Genomic DNA, 20320 nt, shown 5'->3' with positions numbered 1-20320 from the left:
GTATCAGGCAGTAATTCAGGCACTGACACACCGCATTCGCGAGCAAGCCCGCTCCCACATTGGATTTTCTCTGTATTTGGAATTGTGTCTCTTTTTTGAGATTATGCGATGCCCAGCGCAACCATTTTCTTGTACAAGGTCGACCGGCCCAGCCCCAGCCGCTTCGCCGCCTCCACCACATTCCCTTCACACGCCTTCAACGCCGCCCCAATCACCTGCCGATCAAACCGCTCCCGGGCCGCGCTGAAACTCTCGCCCTCAACGGTCTCTACCGAACTCTGCTCAACCGGGCTGAATGTACCAATTGCTGCGCGAATTTCACTGGCATCCAGCACCAGGTCATCACTCAACAGTGCCGCCCGCTCCAGCACATTGCGCAGCTCGCGGATATTCCCCGGCCACGCATGCTGCGCCAATAACGCCAAGGCCTCGCGGTCCAGCTCATGCTGGCTGCGCAACTTCTCCAGAATCGCCTCGCTCAACGCCGGCAAATCATCCAGCCGCGCGCGCAACGGCGGCACCTGGATCGGCAGCACATTCAGCCGGTAATACAGGTCCGCCCGAAACTCCCCGCGCTTGATTGCCGCTTCCAGGTCCATGGACGTGGCCGCAATCACCCGCACATCACTGTGGATCATCTCGTTGGAGCCCACCGGCTCGAACTCTTTCTCCTGCAACACCCGCAGCAATTTGCTTTGCAGTGGTAGCGGCATGTCGCCGATCTCATCCAGAAACAGCGTGCCGCCCTGGGCAATCTGCAACTTGCCGGGGCGGCCCTTGCGGTCGGCACCGGTAAATGCGCCGGGCGCGGTGCCGAAGAATTCCGCCTCCAGCAAATCATGCGGGATGGCTGCGCTGTTGATGCTGACGAAAGCTTTATGGGCGCGAGGCGATGCACCGTGAATCGCCTGGGCCAGCAGCTCCTTGCCGGTCCCGGTTTCCCCCAGCAGCAACACTGGCGACTCCGCGCTCGCACTGCGCCGCGCCCGACGTTTGACTTCCAGGCTGGCCGCGCTGGTGCCGATAAAGTGCGCGAAGTTGTATTTACTCTGCCGCGACCTCAGCAGCGACCGAGTGGAAGCCAGTTCCTGCTGCATGCTCAGGTAACGCTCGATCAGCGGCGACAGGTTGCGCAGCTCATCAAACAACGCAAACCCGATGGCGCCGATCACCTTGCCGGCGTCGTCATGGATCGGCAGGCGCATCACCACCAGCGGGCCTTTGGGCGTGTCCTGGATATCCAGCAATATCGGCTGGTCGTTACGCACCACCTGGCGCAACAGGCTGTTGGAAATCACCTGCTCGCAGGGTTGCCCGATGGCTTCGTCGGCGCTTTTCAGGCCGAAGCGCTTGGCGTAGCGCTCGTTCATCCAGACGATGTTCGCGTCACCGTCGACAATCACCGTGCCTTCGCTGGACTGCTCGATGATCTCGAACAGCGACTGGATCGCCAGGCCGCGAACGTATTGGTAATCCTTGAGGCTGCCAGTGGTGCTCATGGGTGCGCCGCCGCGAGGAGTTCCCGGGTGTAAGGGTGTTGAGGCGCGGCAAACACTTCATCGCTGGGCCCGCGTTCCACCACCTTGCCGTCCTTGATCACGATCATGTCGTGGGCCAGGGCCCGCACCACTGCCAGGTCATGGCTGATAAACAGGTACGTCAGGCCGTACTTTTCCTGCAGCTCAAGCAGCAGGGCGACCACCTGTTTCTGCACGGTACGGTCCAGTGCAGAAGTGGGTTCGTCCAGCAGGATCAGCGCCGGCTTGAGCACCAGCGCACGGGCGATGGCGATGCGCTGGCGCTGGCCGCCGGAGAATTCATGGGGGTAGCGATGGCGGCTGGCAGGGTCCAGGCCCACGTCTTCCAGCACGCGAATCACTTGGGCTTCGCGGTCCTTGAGGCTGCACGGCGCATGCACTTCCAGGCCTTCGCTGATGATCTGCGCCACCGACATCCGCGGGCTGAGGCTGCCGAACGGGTCCTGGAACACCACCTGCATCTGCTTGCGCCACGGCTGCATCTGTTTTTGCGTCAGGCCGTCGAGGGCCTCGCCCTGGAAGCGAATCGTGCCGCTGGAATCCAGCAGCCGCAGAATCGCCTGGCCCAGGGTGGATTTGCCCGAGCCGGACTCGCCGACAATCCCCAGTGTCTTGCCGCGCTGTACCTCCAGGCTGATGCCATCCACCGCTTGCAGGTACTGCTTGCGCCGGAACAGTCCGCCGCCCAGCGGGAACTGCACACTCAGGTTATCCACCTGCAACACCGTCTCCCGCGCCTCGTGATTCAAGACGATGCCTGCCGGTTCAGCATCCAGCAGCAGGCGGCTGTAAGGGTGCTGCGGGGCGCAGAACAGGGTTTCGCAATCCGCCTGTTCGACAATTTCCCCGGCCTTCATCACGCACACCCGCTGGGCAATGCTGCGCACCAGGTTGAGGTCGTGACTGATCAGCAGCAGCGACATGCCCAGGCGTTGTTGCAGGGACTTGAGCAGCAGCAGGATCTTGCGCTGCACCGTCACATCCAGTGCAGTCGTCGGCTCATCGGCAATCAGCAGTTCCGGTTCACAGGCCAGGGCCATGGCGATCATCACCCGCTGGCGCTGGCCGCCGGAGAGTTGGTGGGGGTAGGCCTTGAGGCGTTCCCGGGGCTTCTGGATGCCCACCAGTTCGAGCAATTCAAGGATCCGCGCCTGGGCCTGTTTGCCGCCCAGGCCCTTGTGCAACAGCAGGGTTTCGCCAATCTGCTTCTCGATGCTGTGCAGCGGATTCAGGGACGTCATCGGCTCCTGGAAGATCATCGCAATCCGGTTGCCCCGCAGTTTTTGCAGGGTGGCGGGCGTGGCGCCGAGCAGTTCCTGGCCGCGATAGCGCACCGAACCGGTGGTTTCGGTGCCGGCTTCGGGCAGCAGTTGCAGGATCGAATGGGCGGTCACCGATTTGCCCGAACCCGACTCGCCCACCAGCGCCAGGCACTCGCCGGGGCGCACGTCCAGGCACAGCTTGCGCACCACGGTCTGGCCGTTGAAGGCGACACTCAGGTCGCGAATCTCGATCAGGTTTTCAGTCATCTCAACGGCCTTCATGAGCGTGGGTCGAAGGCGTCACGCAACGCCTCGCCGATAAACACCAGCAACGACAGGATCAGCGCCAGGGTGAAAAACGCGGTCAGTCCCAGCCACGGCGCTTGCAGGTTCTGCTTGCCCTGGGCGATCAGCTCACCCAGTGACGCGCTGCCGGCGGGCATGCCGAAACCGAGGAAATCCAGGGCGCTCAAGGTGGAAATCGCCCCGGTCAAAATGAACGGCAGGTAGCTCAGGGTCGCGGTCATCGCGTTCGGCAGGATATGCCGGCGGATGATCTTGCCGTCCCCCAGGCCCAACGCCCGCGCGGCCTTGACGTACTCCAGGTTGCGCCCCCGCAGGAACTCGGCGCGCACCACGTCCACCAGGGCCAGCCAGGAAAACAGTGCCATGATCCCCAGCAGCCACCAGAAATTCGGTTCGACAAAGCCTGACAGGATGATCAACAGATACAGCACCGGCAGCCCGGACCACACTTCCAATATTCGTTGCCCGAGCAAGTCGACCCAGCCGCCGTAATATCCCTGCAAGGCACCGGCGGCGATGCCGATGGCGGCGCTGATGGCGGTGAGGGCCAGGGCAAACAGGATCGACACCCGGGCGCCGAAGATCACCCGCGCCAGCACGTCGCGGGATTGGTCATCGGTGCCCAGCCAGTTCACGCTCGATGGCGGGCTGGGGGCAGGGCGGGTCAGCTCTTAGTTGGGGGTGTCGTCGCTGAACGGGATTGGCGGGAACAGCATCCAGCCGCCGTCCTTCTTGATCAGGTTCTGCACGTATTCACTGCGGTAATCCGCCTGGAACGGCAGTTGCCCGCCGAACTCCTGCTCGGTGTAGCGCTTGAACACCGGGAAATACAGTTCGTTCTGGTAGCTGAGCACCAGGGGTTTGTCATTGGCGATCAACTCGCCGCCGAGGGTCAGAATAAACAGGCCGATAAACAGCCACAGCGACCACCAGCCGCGGCGGTTTTTCTTGAAGCGTTCAAAGCGCCGCCGGGCCACGGGAGAGAGCTTGAGCATCAGGCGTTCCTCGCGGCGAAGTCGATACGCGGGTCCACCAGGGTGTAGCAGAGGTCACCGATGAGTTTTATCAAAAGGCCAAACAGCGTGAAGATAAACAACGAACCGAACACCACCGGATAGTCCCGTGAAACCGCCGCTTCGTAGCTCATGCGACCGAGGCCATCGAGGGAGAAAATCACCTCGATCAGCAGCGAACCGGCAAAGAACACCGCGATAAATGCCTGGGGAATCCCCGAGATCACCAACAGCATGGCATTGCGGAACACATGCCCGTAAAGCACCCGGCGTTCACTCAAGCCTTTGGCCCGGGCGGTGACCACGTACTGGCGGGTGATTTCATTGAGGAACGAGTTTTTCGTGAGGATGGTCAAGGTGGCGAAGCCGCCGATCACCAGGGCGCTGACCGGCAGTACCAGGTGCCAGAAGTAATCGGCGATCTTGCCGACGGTGCTCAACTGGTCGAAGTTTTCCGAGACCAGCCCGCGCACCGGAAACCAGTTCAACGAAGTGCCGCCGGCGAACACCACGATCAGGAACATCGCAAACAGAAACGCCGGCATCGCATAGCCAATCACGATCGCGGTGCTGCTCCACACATCGAAACTGCTGCCATGGCGCACCGCCTTGCGAATCCCCAGCGGGATCGACACCAGGTAGGTGATCAAGGTGGCCCACAGGCCGAGGGAAATGGTCACCGGCATCTTTTCGAGGATCAGGTCGGTCACGCTTTTGCCACGGAAGAAACTGTTGCCGAAGTCCAGCTGGGCGTAGCTCTTGAGCATCAGCCACAGGCGTTCCGGCGCGGGCTTGTCGAAGCCGTATTGTTTTTCGATGTCCTTGATCAGTTTCGGGTCCAGGCCACGGCTGGCCCGGGAGCCGCTGCTGAGGCTTTCGGCAGACGAGCCGCCGACGCCACCGCCACCGATGCCTTGCAGGTGGGCGATGGCCTGTTCCACCGGCCCGCCGGGCGCGGCCTGCACGATAACGAAATTCACCAGCAGGATAATCACCAGGGTGGGAATGATCAGCAGCAAGCGCCGCACGATATAGGCAAACATCAGCGGGCTCCCGGGCGTTTGGTCAGTTCGGCTTTCATCTGTTCATTGGTCAGCGGCGTGGGGCTGATTTCCCACCAGGTTTCCAGGGCCTCATCGGTCTTGGCTTCCACGGCCGGGCGGCCGAAGCGGTTCCACCACGCGGCGGAGGTGCCCGGCGGGTAGTAGTTGGGAATCCACAGGTAATTCCATTGCAGCACGCGGTCCAGGGCGTGGGCGTAACTGAGCATCAGCGACTGGGTATCGGCCTTGACCAGGCCGTTGATCAGGCTGTCGACGGCCGGGTCTTTCAGCACCATGTAGTTGTTGGCGCCGGTATCAAACGCGGCGGCCGAACCGAAGTAGTTGTACAGCTCCATCCCCGGCGAGGTGGTAACCGGGAAGCCGGTGACGATCATGTCGTAGTCCCGGGCCATCAGGCGGTTGACGTATTGCGAGGAGTCAATGCGGCGGATGTTGAGGGTGATGCCGATCTGCGCCAGGTTGCGCTTGTACGGCAACAACAGGCGCTCAAGGCCGTTCTGGGCGTTGAGGAAGGTGAACTCCAGCGGCTCGCCCTCGGCATTCACCAGCTTGTCACCGTCGGGCTTCCAGCCGGCCTGTTCCAGCAGGGCCAGGGCTTGCAGCTGCTTGTCGCGGATCATCCCGGTACCGTCGGTGGTGGGGGCCTTGAACACCTGGGTGAAGACTTCGTCGGGAATCTGCCCGCGCAAAGGTTCCAGGATCGCCAGTTCCTGGGCGTCCGGCAGTTGGGTCGCCGCCAGCGGGCTGTTGGAGAAGAAGCTTTGCTGACGGATGTACATGTTGCGCATCATCTGCCGGTTGGCCCACTCGAAGTCCCACAGCATGGCCAGGGCCTGGCGCACGCGGCGGTCCTTGAACATCGGTTTTTGCACGTTGAATACGTAGCCCTGGGCCGGCTGCGGTGCCTCCTTGGCCAGGTGCGCGCGTTGCAGGCGGCCATCATCGAGGGCCGGGCCGTTGTAGCCGATGGAGTAGCCGGTGGCGGAGAATTCGCGGTTGAAGTCGTAGGCACCGCCCCGCAGGACCTGGCGCGCCACTTCGGTGTCGCCGAAGTATTCCAGGCTCAGGTGATCGAAGTTGTACAGGCCGCGGCTGATGGGCAGGTCTTTGCCCCACCAGTTCGGGTCACGCTTGAAGGTGATGGTGTTGCCGGCATCCACCTTACTGATGGTGTAGGGGCCGCTGCCGAGGGGAATCTCGTAGCCGCCGCCGTCGGCGAAGTTGCGGGTCTTCCACCAATGTTCGGGGAACACCGGCAGGGTCGCGACATCCAGGGGCAGGGTGCGGTTTTCATTGCTTGCGAAATCGAAGCGCACCTGGCGCGGGCCTTCGACTTCGACGTGTTTGACGTCGGCGAACAGCGTGCGGTAGCGCAGGCTGCCCTGGGTCATCAGCAGGTCAAAGGAGTAACGCACGTCTTCGGCGGTGATCGGTTGGCCATCGGCGAAACGCGCCTTGGGGTTCAGGTAGAAACGCAGGGACAGACCGTCATCTGACCGCTCCATCTTTTCCGCCACCAGGCCGTAGACCGTGTAGGGCTCGTCCAGCGAACGCAGGGCCAGGGGCGAATACAGCCAGCCATCGACCTGGCTGACCCCGATGCCTTTGTCGCCATAAGGCAGTACATGGTCGTAGCGCCCGATTTCGATCGCCGAACGCCGCAGGCTGCCGCCCTTGGGGGCATTGGGGTTGGCGTAGTCGAAATGGGTGAAGCCGGGTTGGTATTTGGCCGGCTCGCCGTACACGGTCAATGCCGATTGCGGCGCGGCGATCACGGCGGTGCTGGCCAGCAACAGGGCCAGGGTGGAGCAAAACAGGGTAGAAAAAGCGACTCGCATTATCAGCCTTGGGCGCCGGGTGAAGAGGTAAAGGGATTTGTACGCTATGCGCGTACGCCTCGCCAGTCATCACACTGTCACAGATGCACAACGGCCCACCAAAGGGTGGGCCGTTGTTTAAACATTAGCGCGGACTGGATCAGTCCTGACGGCTGGTTACTTCCAGCAGGTGATAACCGAACTGGGTTTTCACTGGGCCTTGCACGGTGTTGACCGGGGCGCTGAATACGACGGTGTCGAATTCCTTGACCATTTGGCCCGGGCCGAACGAACCGAGGTCGCCGCCTTGACGGCTGGACGGGCAGGACGAGTTGGCTTTGGCAACTTCGGCGAAGTCGGCGCCGCCTTCGATTTGCGCTTTCAGTTCGTTGCACTTGTCTTCGGTGGCAACGAGGATGTGACGGGCGGTGGCTTTGGCCATGAGGGGTATCTCCTTGGGTAAAAATGCTGAGCGTACCGGATTCAGGTGGTTATTTCCTGGCAAAGTTCCCCTGGGTTGCCTGGACGGTCAGGATCGGGCCATTACGCCGCTGTGGGTCAGCCAATCGATAAACAGCGCAAACAGCTCCGCCTGGGAGTTGATTTCAAGCTTGGTATACAAATGCTTGCGGTGCATGCGCACGGTTTCCGGGGAAATGCCCAGCACCTGCGCGGTGGATTTCACCGAGTGCCCGCGCAATATCAGGTGGGCGATTTCCCGTTCGCGCACGGTCAATACGCCGCTGCCAAAATGCATGAACGCCGCTTCAATCTGCTGATGCACCTGGGTCTGGGTGAAGGCCTCGTCGCTGATCACCTTGCACAGCCCGCCCGTGGTGCCGAAGCGGCGCAGCAGTTCGCGCACGATGGGTTGGGCGGTTCGTTGCAGTGCCAGTTGTTCGTCGCTGAACTGGCCGGCACTCAGCCCCTGGAACATGCACAACGAAATCTTGCTGTTAGGGCACAGGTCGACGATGTAGTAGCTCTCCTGGGCGCCGCCGCTGCGCAGGTAGTAGGTTTTGTAGTACTCGCTGTTGAAGAAATCGTCCGGGGCGATCTGCGCCAGGTGGTAGAAACCTTCGGCCAGGCCCTTGTCTACCGCGAGGCAGAACGGGTCCAGCAGGTAGCCCCGGGAGAAGTAACGGTTGATGATCTCTTCGTAGTGCGGCCGGGGGATGCCTTGCTGGTAGAGCAAGTGTGGCGCCTGGCCCTGGCGCTCCAGGCTGATCATCATCGATTCGATAGGGGTCAGCGCACTGAGGGCGCAGGCCAGGTGTTCAAGGAATGACGCTTCGTCGACGCTGGCGAAGGCGTGGGCCAACGCACCATTCCAGGCGTCAAGCACCTGGAAGGACGGGGCAGGGCAGTGATCGGCATGCTCGTTCATGCCGGCCAGTCTACCCGCCGGCCAGGGCCCCGGCAAAAGCACCGGGGCGCCCAGGCTCATCGGCCTTGATACTCGCCGCTCTGGCGCAGCTCTTCGGCGGTGTCGAGGATGCACTGGCGCAGGATTTCCACCACTTGATCCACCTGGGCATGGGTGATGATCAGCGGCGGCGACATCACATTCAGGTGGCCAATGGGCCGTACCAGCAAGCCTTTGGCCTGGGCCCGCAGGTGGATCTTCTCGCCGATGTTCACCGCGTCCGGCAGCAGCGCCTTGGTGTGTTTGTCGGCGACGAACTCAATGCAGGCCATCAGCCGCTGGCAGCGCACGTCGCCCACCAGCGGCAGATTGGCCAGGGTTTGCAGGCGCTGTTCGAGGTACACGCCGACGTCTTCGACATGGGCCAGCAGGTTTTCCCGCTCGATGATCTCGATGTTCTTCAGCGCCGCCACGCAACTCACCGGGTGGCCGCTGTAGGTGAACCCGTGGGTAAAGCAGCGGCCCTTGCCCGGCTCGCCGATCACTTGCCAGATGCGCTCCGAGAAAATACACGCGCCCAACGGCAGGTAGCCGGACGTCAGGCCCTTGGCGGTGGTGATGATGTCCGGTTGCATGTCGAACACTTCCTGGGAGGCGAAGAATTTTCCCAGCCGGCCGAAGGACGTCACCACTTCATCCGCCACGTAGAGCAGGTCATAACGTTGGCAGACTTCCCACATGCGCCGGTGGTAACCCTTGGGCGGAATGATCACGCCGCCCGAGCCCATGATCGGTTCGGCAAAGAACGCGGCCACTTTGTCGGCGCCGATGGTCAGGATCTTGTCTTCGAACTCATCCACCAGGAAATCGAGGAACTGCGCCTCGCTCATGCCCTGCGGCGCCCGGTAGTAGTTGGGGCACGAAATGTGGTGGAACAAGTCGCTCATGAAATCGAATTCCGGCGCGCGGTCGGCGGCCTTGTTGCCGATGGACATCGTGAGGAACGTCGAGCCGTGATACGCACTGAAGCGCGAGATGATGTGTTTCTTCTCATGCTTGCCGCGACTGTTCTGATAGAACTGCACCAGGCGGTAGGCAGTATCGACGGCGGTGGAGCCGCCGGTGGTCAGGAACACATGATCAAGATCGCCGGGAGCCAGGCTGGCAAGCTTGGCGCACAGTTCGATGGCGGTGACGTTGGCCATGTCGCAGAACGGGTTGGAATACGCCAGCTGGCGAACCTGGTTGGCGATGGCGTCGGCCATTTCCTCGCGGCCCAGGCCGATATTCGTACACCACATGCCGCCGACCGCATCCAGGTAGCGGTTGCCGGCGGTGTCGTAGATGTAGGCGCCGTCACCCGCCGCGATATTCAGTGAGCCTTGTTCACGGTGTTCGTCGAACATATGAAAACCGTGCATGTAATGGGCCTTGTCGGCGGCGTCCAGTTGGTCGTGGTCGAACTGGGCGAAAAAGTCAGGATTTGGCAGGGTCATGGCGTTTACCTTCAATGGCTGGGTTTCACTTGCCGGTCTTCACGGCATTCCAGGTACGGGTGATCAGGCGCACGGCGGCTTGGGACTGGCTTTTCTGGGTGAACAAGCGCTGCATCGTCGCCGGGTCCGGGTAGATGGCCGGGTTGTCGCGTATATCGGCATTTACAAAGGGCTTGGAGGCCAGGTTGCTGTTGGCGTAGTGAATGGTGTTGCTGACGCCGGCGATCACTTGCGGTTGCAGGAGGAACTCGATGAACTTGTGGGCATTCGCCACATGGGGTGCGTCGGCCGGGATGTAGAAGTTATCGAACCAGATCAGCGAGCCTTCCCTGGGGATGAAGTAACTCAGGTTGACCTTGGCCCCGGCTTCCGCCGCCCGGGCCTGGGACGTGGCGTAGTCGCCGGACCAGGTGGTGGCCATGCACAGCTCGCCATTGGCCAGGCCGTTGATAAAGCCGCTGGAGTCGAATTTGCGGATGTACGGGCGCACGGCCATCAGCACATCCTGAGCGGCCTTGAGGTCTTTGGGCGCCACGCTGTTGGGGTCCAGGCCGAGGTAGGTCAGGGCCAGCGGGATCATGTCGGTAGGGGAGTCCATGAAGGTGATGCCACAGTCGGCGAAGCGCGAAACGATCTTGGGATCGAAGATCATCGCCAGTGAGCCGATGGGCGCATCCGGCATGCGTTCCTTGATCTTGTCGATGTTGTAGGTCACGCCATTGCTGCCCCAGGTGTAAGGCGCGGAATAGGTCACGCCCGGATCATGGGTTTCCAGGCTTTTCAGCACTTGCGGGTCGAGGTTGTTCCAGTCCGGCAGCAGCGCTTTGTTGAGGGGCTGGAAGGCCTTGGCCTTGATCAGCAGCGGCACCAGGGACGCGTTGAGCACCACCAGGTCATAGCCCGAACGCCCGGACAGCAGCTTGCCCTGCACGGTCTCGTAGGAATCGTAGGTGTCGTAGATCACCTTGATGCCGGTGGCTTTCTCGAAGTCGGCGAGGGTGTGTTCCCCGATGTAATCGGCCCAGTTGTAGATGCGCAAGGTGTTGCCCGGGTCGTCAGCGGCCTGGCTGACGGACGTTGATGCAAGCAAGACAGCGCTGAACAGGGCGATAACGGCTTTATGCATGGCGAACCCACCTTGATGTTGTGCTTGTTGTCAGGCCGAGGGGCTGATTGCACTTTCAGGCAGGTGGCGGGTGGGGCGCCATACCCCGTTCGGGTAGGAGGCGGTCAGGGCAGTACGATGTAGTCGTTTCGCGTGACGACCGGGCGGTGTACGCCGGGTTCCAGGTGGATGTAGCGCCCGTCTACCAGGTCGATGGGCAGGCAGTCGTCGATATCCAGTACGCCGTCGGTGTGGGATTGCGTCCAGTGCGTGAGCATCTGCTGTTTGCCTTGGGCTGCCGCCTCCCTGGCCGTGCGCGCAACCACCAGCAGGTAGTGGTGTGCCTCGCCAAAGACGTTCGATTCATACCCGCCCAGGTTGATGAAGTACAGGCGCGGCGCCCCGGCGTTCGGCGCCAGGTGGCTGAGCTGGACTTTCCAGCCGTCAACGCCATCCACCGTCATCCAGGAGTCGATATGCACACCTTTCTGGCTGCCGAACCAGCCCTCGCGCAGTTGCGGGTAGGCGGCTTCCAGGGTGTCGGCGACGGCGAACACCACATCATGCACTTCGATTTTCGCCCGGGGGTGCTTACCCCCCAACATGACCACAAACAGCATTGCAGGCCCTTTCTATGGCTGGGATGGAAAGGGCCACCTTCCTTCGATTGAACCCTTTTGTCCAGTCGGTGCCACACTGTTAATTCGCAAATTCATCAGGAGGTTGTCATGCGCACCATTGATCTGGCCGGCGTACCCGTCCCTGTCATCGGCCAGGGGACCTGGCGCATGGGCGAGGATCCCGGCAAGCGCAGCGCCGAAGTGGCCGCGTTGCAACTGGGTATCGATGAGGGCATGACCCTGATCGATACCGCTGAAATGTATGGCGAAGGCGGTGCCGAAGAAGTCGTCGGCGAGGCGATTCGCGGCAAGCGCGACCAGGTGTTCCTGGTCAGCAAGGTGTACCCGCACAATGCCAGCCACAAGGGCATTCCACGTGCATGTGAGGCCAGCCTCCAGCGCCTGGGCACCGACTACATTGATCTGTATCTGTTGCATTGGCGTGGGCAATACCCCCTTGAAGAAACGGTAGAAGCCTTCGAGCGCTTGCGTGAGGCAGGCAAGATCGGTCGTTGGGGTGTGTCCAACTTTGATGTGGCAGACCTGCAGGAGCTGGCTTCCCCGGCCTGTGCCACCAATCAGGTGCTCTACAACATCGAGGAGCGCGGCATCGAGTTCGACCTGCTGCCATGGTGGCAGCAACACAATTTACCCTTGATGGCCTATTGTCCCATCGCCCAGGGTGGCGAGCTGTTGGCCAGCCCGACCCTCAAGCAAATTGCCCGTCGCCACGAGGTCACACCCGCCCAGGTTTCCCTGGCCTGGGTCTTGCGCCAGGACGGGGTGATCGCGATTCCCAAGGCTGTTACGCCAGAGCATGTCCGGCTCAATGCCGCAGCGGCGAAGCTGGTGCTGGATGAGCACGACCTGGACGCGATTGACCGGGTTTTTGGGGCGCCGAAGCGCAAGCATCCGCTGGCGATGGTCTAGTGGCCGACAGAAACGGTGCCGTCCATGGCGATGCCGTTTCTGTTTCGGTGGCTGCTTAGCCGGCTACCGGGCTGCGCCAGTCATCAGAGCCAGAGGTACCGGAGACCTCATGGGTCCAGACGATTTTCCGGTAAGTGAAATACACATCCTCCAGGTGCGTGAAGTGTGCGTTGTTCGGGTCCTGGCAATTGGGCATCCGTGACTGGATGTCCACCAGGATCGCGTCTTCCAACTCGATGGTGAAGTAGTGTTCCTGGGTTCCGGCTGAAGAGGTTCGGTACCACTCAAGGCGGCACTTGACCATTTCCCCGGAGGTCAATGCGCTGAACAGCAATGGCGACGATTTATCGAATACCTTGCTGATCATCAGGGGCTTGTGCACACGCTGGCCGGTGGGCTGGCCGGATTGCGGGTCACGGGGAATGATCACCTGATGCTGGAATGCTTCCACCAGGATCTGGTCTTCATGGCCTTCCTGGTAAATGTTGCCGACCGAGTCCTGGGTGAACGTGCCTGCCGTGATCAAGCCTTGCTTGGTGCCGGTGATGGATAGATACGCGGGTGTTGGCATGACGGTTTTCCTTGCCTGATAAATGAGGTCGTCCCGGCCGACGGACTTGCCGGCCGGGTAATGCTCGATATCAAGAAGCGTGCCGGAAAGTTCGAGCGTCAATGAAAGCAGGGGGTTAAGGTTTTATTGGTTTTAATTTTGAACGGCATTAAAGGTTTTAATTCGATTTAGTTGTATTTGTTTGCGCAGGGGTGTGCAGTTAGTTGCTCATGTTGATGGGCGTTGTTATTCGCAGAGTTCACCTCATTCATGATGATGCCTGGCGCCTTGGCTGCGCAAATTCTTGCGCGTCGGCGATTTTTCTATTCTTGTAGGAAACTCCTTAACTGCTATTTGGTGGCTTGAACAATGCTTTTTGCATGGATAAGGTTCGTGCTCTTCTCGTAGGGAAGGCAAACTTTAATCAATGTCCTGATGTGCGCTTGAATGGCCATTAGTTCACTGAACATGCTCAGGAAAGTAAAGTGCGGCCCATAATGGTTTACTCAGACAGGCTTTCCGATTATTACCTCGAACTTGCGCAGGCACCCAACTCGAAAACGAGTTATGCGGGGGCCGATATGCGTTTTTCGACCGAGTATGAGGCGCTTGAAACTGAACTGGGCAAGGCGCACTCCATTCACGGAAACAGTCAGCCTGACTGGCAATGGGTCGTGGAAAAAAGCGAGGCGCTGTTACGCCACCAGTCCAAGGACTTGCGGGTCGCTGTCTGGTTGACCTGGGCCTTGCATCAGCGCGAGTCCTTCCCCGGGCTACTCGCAGGCCTCGGATTGCTGCGCTACCTCTGTGAGCATCATTGGGCGGTCGTTTATCCGGGCAAGCTGCGTACCCGCAGTGCCGCCTTTGGCTGGCTGGTCCCTCGCCTCGAGCAGGTGCTTGCACAACCTGTTTCGCTCAAGGATCAGCGGCCCTTGTTCCACTGCATGCTCGAACACCTGGCGCGGCTGGACGAGTTGTGGACCGAACACCTTCTCGAAGATGCGCCACTGTTACTGCCGGTTCGCAGGCAGCTGTCGGACCGATTGCAACAGTCCACCGAAAGCGAACCTCCAGCAGGCGGTAGCACAGGGGTGATCGCCCATATCAGGCAGGTCGCGACTCAGTTGATGGCGCCCGAGCCCATTGTGGAAAACGAAAAGGACGCCCACAAGCTGCTGCGCACGCTGCAGGAACATGCCCGGCCCTTGTCGGCCTGGTGGCAGCGCCAGAATGCCACTGACCTGCGCGCACTGCGTCTGAACCGAACGTTGACCTGGCTGACGATCACCAGTCTTCCGGACTGTGACAGCGAACAGGTAACGCCTTTGCGCGGGCCGGCGCCCGACAAGCTCAAGCGGTATCAGGAGCGCTTTGCCCAAGGGCAGCATACCGACCTGCTGCTGGAGCTTGAGGGCAGCCTGGCCGGAGCACCTTTCTGGTTCGACGGCTTGTACCGGGTGTGGGAGTGCCTGCAGGCACTCCAGGCCGACCTGGCCATGACCGAGCTGGAAGTGCACTTCGCGCTGTTGCTCCAGCGCTTGCCGGGGCTTGCACAGCTGCGCTTCCACGACGGAACACCCTTCGCCGACGACGTCACCCGTGGCTGGATCAACACCCAGGTTGCCCGCCATTTGCAAGCCCCGGTCCCACTCAGGTCGGCACCTGATGCCCCGGCTGCGCCTTGGGACAAAGCGTTGCACGACGTCATGCCCGTGCTGCGCAAGGACGGGTTCAAGGTGGCTGTGCGGTCCCTCAAGCAGGGCATGCAAACCGCAACAGGTGATCGTGCCCGGTTTCATTGGCGGCTTGGCCTGGCCAGGTTGTGTTTGCTGGCAGGCAAGCATGACCTGGCCAAAGTCCAGCTCGATCACCTGGACCACGAGCTGCAGCAATCAGGCCTGCAGCGCTGGGAGCCCGAGCTGGCGGTTGAAGTGCTGCAGCTCTTGCATGGCTGCTGTGACGTATTGCCCCAGAGCCATTCCGTGCGTGAGCGCAAGGAAGATGTCCATCGCAGGCTGTGCCACTTCGATCTCGAAGCGGTACTTGAATAGGCTTTCGAGCCCCCCGAAAAAGGAGAAACACCATGGCGAAAGAAGGTTCGGTAGCCCCCAGGGAACGCATCAATATCACGTTCAAACCCGCCGTCGGCACTGCGCAGGAAGAGGTCGAGCTGCCGTTGAAATTGCTGGTGCTTGGTGACTTCACCCAGCGTGAAGACCTGCGCAAGCTCGAAGACCGCAAGCCCGTCGGCATCGACAAGAACAGCCTCGACGAGGTGCTGGCCAAGCAGGCCTTGGGCCTGGCCTTGAGCGTCCCCAACCGGCTGCAGGATTCAGCCGAACCTGACGAGTTGGCGATCCGGGTCAGGATCAATTCGATGAAGGACTTCAATCCTGCACAGCTGGTTGAGCAGATACCCGAGCTGAAAAAGCTCATGGACCTGCGCGATGCACTTGTGGCGCTCAAGGGGCCGCTGGGCAACACGCCGAGCTTTCGAAAGGCCATTGAAAATGCCCTCGCCGATGACGATTCGCGCAAGCGGGTATTGGCTGAATTGGGGCTGGACAGCTCCGCCGTATGACTCTCTCAGTTAAAAGGACACTGACACCATGACTACCAGCCAAAGCCCGTCGCATGCGCCCATCACGGACGAGTACAGCATTCTCGACAACATCATTGCCCAGACCCGCCTCAGCGCCGACGACGAGGCCTACAGCATTGCAAAGCGTGGAGTCTCGGCATTTATCGAGGAGCTGATCAAGCCGCAAAACAAGGGCGAGCCGGTCAAGAAGCGCCTGGTTGACCGGATGATTGCCGAGATTGACGCAAGGCTCAGCCAGCAAATGGATGAAATCCTGCACCATCCCGACTTCCAGGCACTGGAGTCTTCCTGGCGTGGCCTGCAGTTGCTGGTTGATCGCACCAATTTTCGTGAAAACATCAATATCGAACTGCTCAGCGTCTCCCGCCAGGACCTGCTGGATGACTTCGAGGACTCACCGGAGGTGACTCAGTCCGGACTCTACAAGCACATCTACAGTGCCGAATACGGTCAGTTCGGCGGCCAGCCCGTAGGGGCAATCATCGCCAATTATTTCCTTTCCCCCAGTGCTCCCGACGTCAGGCTGATGCAGTACGTTTCCAGCGTGGCCTGCATGGCTCATGCACCGTTCATTGCGGCGGCGGGTCCTGGCTTCTTCGGCCTGGAGAGCTTTACCGGCCTGCCTGACCTCAAGGACCTGAAGGACCATTTTGAAGGGCCGCAGTTTGCCAAATGGCAGAGTTTTCGCCAGAGCGAAGATGCCCGCTACATCGGCCTCACCGTACCGCGCTTTCTATTGCGTACGCCGTACGATCCCGTTGATTGCCCGGTCAAGACGTTCGCCTACCAGGAACATGTGGCCAGCAGCCACGAACACTATCTGTGGGGTAATACGGCGTTTGCCTTTGCTACCCGCTTGACGGACAGTTTCGCCCGTTATCGCTGGTGCCCGAACATTATCGGCCCGCAGAGTGGTGGTGCAGTGGAGGACTTGCCGCTGCATCACTTTCACAGCATGGGCGAGATCGAAACCAAGATTCCTACCGAGGTGCTGGTATCCGACCGACGCGAATACGAGCTGGCGCAAGAGGGCTTCATTGCCCTGACCATGCGCAAGGGCAGTGACAATGCAGCGTTCTTTTCCGCCAGTTCGGTGCAAAAACCCAAGTCTTTTGGAATCAGTGCCGAAGGCAAGGCTGCCGAGCTGAATTACCGGCTCGGTACCCAATTGCCGTACATGATGATCGTCAATCGCCTGGCCCACTATCTCAAGGTGCTGCAGCGTGAACAGCTGGGGTCGTGGAAGGAGCGCACCGACCTTGAGCTGGAACTCAACAAATGGATTCGCCAATACGTAGCCGACCAGGACAACCCCAGCACCGAAGTGCGTGGACGGCGCCCGCTTCGGGCTGCGCGCATTGTTGTCAGTGATGTCGACGGGGAGCCCGGCTGGTATCGCGTCAACCTGAGCGTTCGCCCGCACTTCAAGTACATGGGGGCAGACTTCACTCTGTCGCTCGTCGGCAAGCTCGATAAAGAATGAGCCGCCGCCACGTGATTACCCAAAACCGCAGCCTTTTCGAGCGCCTGGAGTCCGGCGTGGGGCGCAGCCCGCAAGGTTGCGTCGTGGAATCCGTGGCGGGTCATCTGGCGAAAATGCTCAGCACCCGTGCGGGCAGTGTCCAGACGCTACCTGATTACGGGTTACCTGATCTGAATGACATGCGCCTCAGCCTGCATGACGCGTTGAGCCAGGCTCGGTTCCTGATTGAGCGCTTTATCCAGGCCTACGAACCCCGTCTGAAGGATGTCCGTGTCAAGGCATTGCCTCAGGACCGTGACCCGATGGTGCTGGCTTTTTCCATCGAGGGGGCCATGGAAGTCAATGGCATGACGCAAGCGGTCGCCTTTTGCGCCAGCCTGGCTCACGGCGCACGGGTCGAGGTCAAACCGGATGTCGTTTAACCGCTACTACCAGGGCGAGCTGAGCGCACTGCGACAGTTGGGGCGACGCTTCTGCGAGCGCAACCCGGCACTCGCGCCGTTTCTTGGGGACGCTGGCCAGGACCCGGACGTAGAACGGTTGCTTGAGGGTTTTGCATTCCTCACCGGTCGCCTGCGGCAGAAGCTTGATGATCAATTGCCGGAGTTGAGTCACTCGTTGATGCATCTGCTGTGGCCCAACTATATGCGGCCGCTGCCGTCGTTCAGCATGCTGCAGTTTGATCCGCTCAAGCGCACAGGGCCGGCCATCAGGGTCGAGCGGGATACACCGGTGGAAAGCATTGCGATCGACGGTGAACGCTGCCGTTTTCGTACCTGTTACCCGACGCAGGTCTTGCCGCTGCAACTGGCCGCCATGGAGTACTCGGTACAGGGCGAGGGCGCTTTGCTCTGCCTGCGTCTGGAGATGACGGCCGAGGGCAACTTCAGTGAGCTGGAACTGAACTGCCTGCGTTTGCATCTCGCGGGGGAGCAGCCCGTCAGCCAGGCGCTTTACCTGGGGCTTTTGCGTCACCTGGACGGGTTCGAGTTGCAGCCTTTCGGGCGCGACGGGCTGCCGGTCATCGGCGCCGACGGCGAGCCTGTTTCGTTGCGTCTGTCCAGCAACGATATCAGTCCTGTGGGCTTTTCCGAGGATGAGGCACTGATCCCTTATCCGTTGAATACCTTTCGTGGCTATCGCCATTTGCAGGAGTACTTCGCCTTTCCCGACAAATACCTGTTTGTCGATGTGAGTGGCCTTGGCGCGCTGAGCAGGTTGCCTATTGACGTACTCAAGCAGGTACATGGCGTGACGTTACGCTTCGACATGCGTGGTCGCGGTATTGAGCGAATGGCGCCTACCCTGGACAACGTGAAGCTGTACTGCACGCCCATCGTCAATCTGTTCAAGCACGACGGCGTACCGATTCGCCTGGACGGCAAGCAGGACGAATACCTGTTGTTGCCTGGCGAATACGCCAGGGGGAACTGCGGTGTATTTTCCGTCGACAAGGTCACGGGATGGCGGCCGGGAGGCCTCGGGTACCAGGAATATGTTCCGTTCGAATCGTTTGAGCACGATTTTGGCAGTGCCGCGCCCAGCTATGGCGTTCGCCAGCGGCCATCCCTGCAACATGCCGGCCTGGATACCTGGCTGAGTTTCGACCGGTGTCCAGTGCATGAACAGGAGACCCTGTCGATTGAACTGACCTGCATCAACCACAACCTGCCATGCCTGCTGCAGGTGGGCGATATCAATCAGGCGTGCGAACAGACGCCCGAGTTTCTCTCGTTTCGCAACATCACCGCGGCAACCCCCAGCTTTGCGCCACCCCTGGACAGTGACTTCCTGTGGCGACTGATCAGCAATATGTCGCTCAACTATCTGTCATTGACCGATATCAACGCCTTGAGGGTGATCCTCGAAACCTACGACCTGCCGCGTTATCACGACCGCCAGGTGGAAAAGGTCAGCAGGCGAAGGCTGGGCGCCCTCCGTTCGATCAGTCACCAGCCCGTAGACCGGCTGCACCGAGGCCTGCCATTTCGCGGCTTGCGGGTTGACCTCACCATCGATCCTGAAGGCTACCTGGGGGAGGGCGACGTGTTCGTCTTTGGCTCGGTGCTCAACGAGTTCTTCGCGCTTTACGCCAGCCTCAACTCGTACCACGAACTGCGAGTCATCAGCACACAAGGAGACGTGTACCTATGGCCACCCCGGATGGGCCAGCAGCCCCTGCTTTAACCGCACTGTCCCGAGTGATTCGCGAGTACTCGGTGTTTCAGGCGGTCGCGCAGATTATCGAGCGCCTGCGCGAGGCGCATCCCTCGCTGGACGATGAGGCGCTTTACGATCAATTGGAGTTCCAGGCCAACCCAGGCTTTGGCTTTCCCGGCAACGACATTGATCGTGTGGAGTTTTTTGTCGAGCACGGCCATTTGCGGGCACGGCTTCGCCTCAATGTGCTGGGCCTGTTTGGTACAGGGTCACCGCTGCCGGCGTTCTATGGCGAGCAAGCCTTTGCCGAGGTAGCGGGCGGTAATCCGACGCGGGAATTTCTTGATCTTTTTCACCATCGCCTGCACCGGCTGATAGTGCCGATCTGGCGAAAATATCGTTATCAGGCGAGTTTTCAAACGGGCGCCCGCGATCCCTTTTCCGAGCAGATGTTTGCATGGGTGGGCCTGGGTGGCAGCGCGATTCGCAGCGCGGCTCAACTGAACTGGAAACGCCTGTTGCCCTACCTGGGGCTGCTGAGCCTGCGCGTGCACTCCGCCGCGCTGATCGAGACCGTGCTGCGTTATTACTTCAAGCACAACCGGCTGGTCATCGAGCAGTGGGTCGAGCGCAGGGTAGTGATCGACCAGGAGCAGCGCAATGACCTTGGTCGCGCCTATAGCTCGTTGGGTTCGGACCTGGTGCTGGGGGAGTGCCTTATCGACCGCAGTGGCATGTTCAGGGTTCATGTATTGGCACTCGATTGGCAGCGTTTTCACGAGTTTTTGCCCACCGGGGCGGGTTACGAGCCGCTGTGTGCGCTGGTGCGTTTTGCCGCCCGGGACCCGTTGGAATACGACGTGCGACTGGTGTTGGCGGCGGGCGAGGTCCGGCCGTTGCACCTTGGCGAGCACAACGTCTGCCGCCTGGGCTGGACCAGTTGGCTGGGGCATGAGCGGGCAGACGGCGTGGTCATCCTGGCCAGTAAAAATCATTAGGGATTGATGG

The 20320-nt window shown here is 60.6% G+C and carries 17 protein-coding genes and 1 pseudogene; 7 read left to right on the top strand and 11 right to left on the bottom strand.

Annotated elements, in window-relative coordinates:
• Window positions 1-101: 101 nt before the first annotated feature.
• The 10 genes and pseudogenes from AC3WKX_RS18245 to AC3WKX_RS18200 form a co-directional block, all read right to left on the bottom strand.
• On the bottom strand, window positions 102-1499 hold the full coding sequence (locus AC3WKX_RS18245) for a sigma-54 interaction domain-containing protein (RefSeq protein WP_102604770.1): 1398 nt from the start codon (window positions 1497-1499) through the stop codon (window positions 102-104).
• The gene (locus AC3WKX_RS18240) at window positions 1496-3067 is read right to left on the bottom strand and encodes an ABC transporter ATP-binding protein (protein WP_102369336.1); all 1572 of its coding nucleotides are present in this window, start codon (window positions 3065-3067) and stop codon (window positions 1496-1498) included. The genes AC3WKX_RS18245 and AC3WKX_RS18240 overlap by 4 nt, the downstream gene beginning before the upstream one ends.
• 11 nt (window positions 3068-3078) lie before the next feature.
• Window positions 3079-4101, bottom strand: a pseudogene (locus tag AC3WKX_RS18235) (ABC transporter permease).
• Window positions 4101-5162: a microcin C ABC transporter permease YejB gene (locus AC3WKX_RS18230; RefSeq protein WP_003208021.1), complete on the bottom strand. Its 1062-nt coding sequence runs from the start codon at window positions 5160-5162 to the stop codon at window positions 4101-4103. The pseudogene AC3WKX_RS18235 and the gene AC3WKX_RS18230 overlap by 1 nt, the downstream one beginning before the upstream one ends.
• Window positions 5162-7021 carry an extracellular solute-binding protein gene (locus tag AC3WKX_RS18225; RefSeq protein WP_003208022.1) on the bottom strand — a complete coding sequence of 620 codons (1860 nt, stop codon included), beginning with the start codon at window positions 7019-7021 and terminating at the stop codon, window positions 5162-5164. Before AC3WKX_RS18225 ends, AC3WKX_RS18230 begins: the two co-directional genes overlap by 1 nt.
• A gap of 139 nt (window positions 7022-7160) precedes the next feature.
• Window positions 7161-7442 (bottom strand): peptidylprolyl isomerase, encoded by a 282-nt coding sequence (locus tag AC3WKX_RS18220; protein ID WP_003208024.1) that lies wholly within the window; start codon window positions 7440-7442, stop codon window positions 7161-7163.
• A gap of 87 nt (window positions 7443-7529) precedes the next feature.
• Window positions 7530-8387 carry a response regulator transcription factor gene (locus tag AC3WKX_RS18215; protein WP_102370284.1) on the bottom strand — a complete coding sequence of 286 codons (858 nt, stop codon included), beginning with the start codon at window positions 8385-8387 and terminating at the stop codon, window positions 7530-7532.
• A 56-nt stretch (window positions 8388-8443) separates the two neighbouring features.
• Window positions 8444-9862 (bottom strand): aminotransferase, encoded by a 1419-nt coding sequence (locus AC3WKX_RS18210; protein WP_003208028.1) that lies wholly within the window; start codon window positions 9860-9862, stop codon window positions 8444-8446.
• Window positions 9863-9887: 25 nt separating this feature from the next.
• Window positions 9888-10988: a polyamine ABC transporter substrate-binding protein gene (locus AC3WKX_RS18205; protein ID WP_102604771.1), complete on the bottom strand. Its 1101-nt coding sequence runs from the start codon at window positions 10986-10988 to the stop codon at window positions 9888-9890.
• 104 nt (window positions 10989-11092) lie between these two features.
• Window positions 11093-11587, bottom strand: coding sequence for a DUF1543 domain-containing protein (locus tag AC3WKX_RS18200; protein WP_008437003.1), 495 nt, complete (start codon window positions 11585-11587; stop codon window positions 11093-11095).
• Window positions 11588-11695: 108 nt separating this feature from the next.
• Here AC3WKX_RS18200 and AC3WKX_RS18195 point away from each other — a divergent pair, with 108 nt between their 5' ends.
• Complete coding sequence (locus AC3WKX_RS18195; RefSeq protein ID WP_003208032.1) at window positions 11696-12517, top strand: aldo/keto reductase; 822 nt, start codon at window positions 11696-11698, stop codon at window positions 12515-12517.
• A gap of 55 nt (window positions 12518-12572) precedes the next feature.
• On the opposite strand, the gene AC3WKX_RS18190 is transcribed toward AC3WKX_RS18195, so the two are convergent.
• Entirely contained in the window at window positions 12573-13088 is a 516-nt protein-coding gene (locus AC3WKX_RS18190) for an Hcp family type VI secretion system effector (RefSeq protein ID WP_003208034.1), read from the bottom strand.
• Window positions 13089-13564: 476 nt separating this feature from the next.
• Here AC3WKX_RS18190 and tssA point away from each other — a divergent pair, with 476 nt between their 5' ends.
• From tssA to tssG, 6 genes are read left to right on the top strand one after another with little or no spacing between them, the layout of a single operon-like run.
• Complete coding sequence (gene tssA, locus AC3WKX_RS18185; RefSeq protein WP_102369332.1) at window positions 13565-15118, top strand: type VI secretion system protein TssA; 1554 nt, start codon at window positions 13565-13567, stop codon at window positions 15116-15118.
• A gap of 32 nt (window positions 15119-15150) precedes the next feature.
• Entirely contained in the window at window positions 15151-15648 is a 498-nt protein-coding gene (tssB, locus tag AC3WKX_RS18180; RefSeq protein WP_003208038.1) for a type VI secretion system contractile sheath small subunit, read from the top strand.
• A 28-nt stretch (window positions 15649-15676) separates the two neighbouring features.
• The gene (gene tssC, locus AC3WKX_RS18175) at window positions 15677-17152 is read left to right on the top strand and encodes a type VI secretion system contractile sheath large subunit (protein WP_102604772.1); all 1476 of its coding nucleotides are present in this window, start codon (window positions 15677-15679) and stop codon (window positions 17150-17152) included.
• Window positions 17149-17574, top strand: coding sequence for a type VI secretion system baseplate subunit TssE (gene tssE, locus AC3WKX_RS18170; protein ID WP_102604773.1), 426 nt, complete (start codon window positions 17149-17151; stop codon window positions 17572-17574). The genes tssC and tssE overlap by 4 nt, the downstream gene beginning before the upstream one ends.
• Window positions 17564-19339, top strand: a complete 1776-nt coding sequence (gene tssF / locus AC3WKX_RS18165) for a type VI secretion system baseplate subunit TssF (protein WP_102604774.1) — start codon at window positions 17564-17566, stop codon at window positions 19337-19339. The genes tssE and tssF overlap by 11 nt, the downstream gene beginning before the upstream one ends.
• Window positions 19303-20310 carry a type VI secretion system baseplate subunit TssG gene (gene tssG, locus AC3WKX_RS18160; protein WP_008437010.1) on the top strand — a complete coding sequence of 336 codons (1008 nt, stop codon included), beginning with the start codon at window positions 19303-19305 and terminating at the stop codon, window positions 20308-20310. Before tssF ends, tssG begins: the two co-directional genes overlap by 37 nt.
• The last annotated feature ends 10 nt before the right edge of the window (window positions 20311-20320 follow it).

It is taken from the genome of Pseudomonas sp. GP01-A4 (assembly GCF_058780865.1).
Note: the sequence above shows the minus strand (reverse complement) of the source record. Positions and strands in the feature narration are given on the sequence as shown.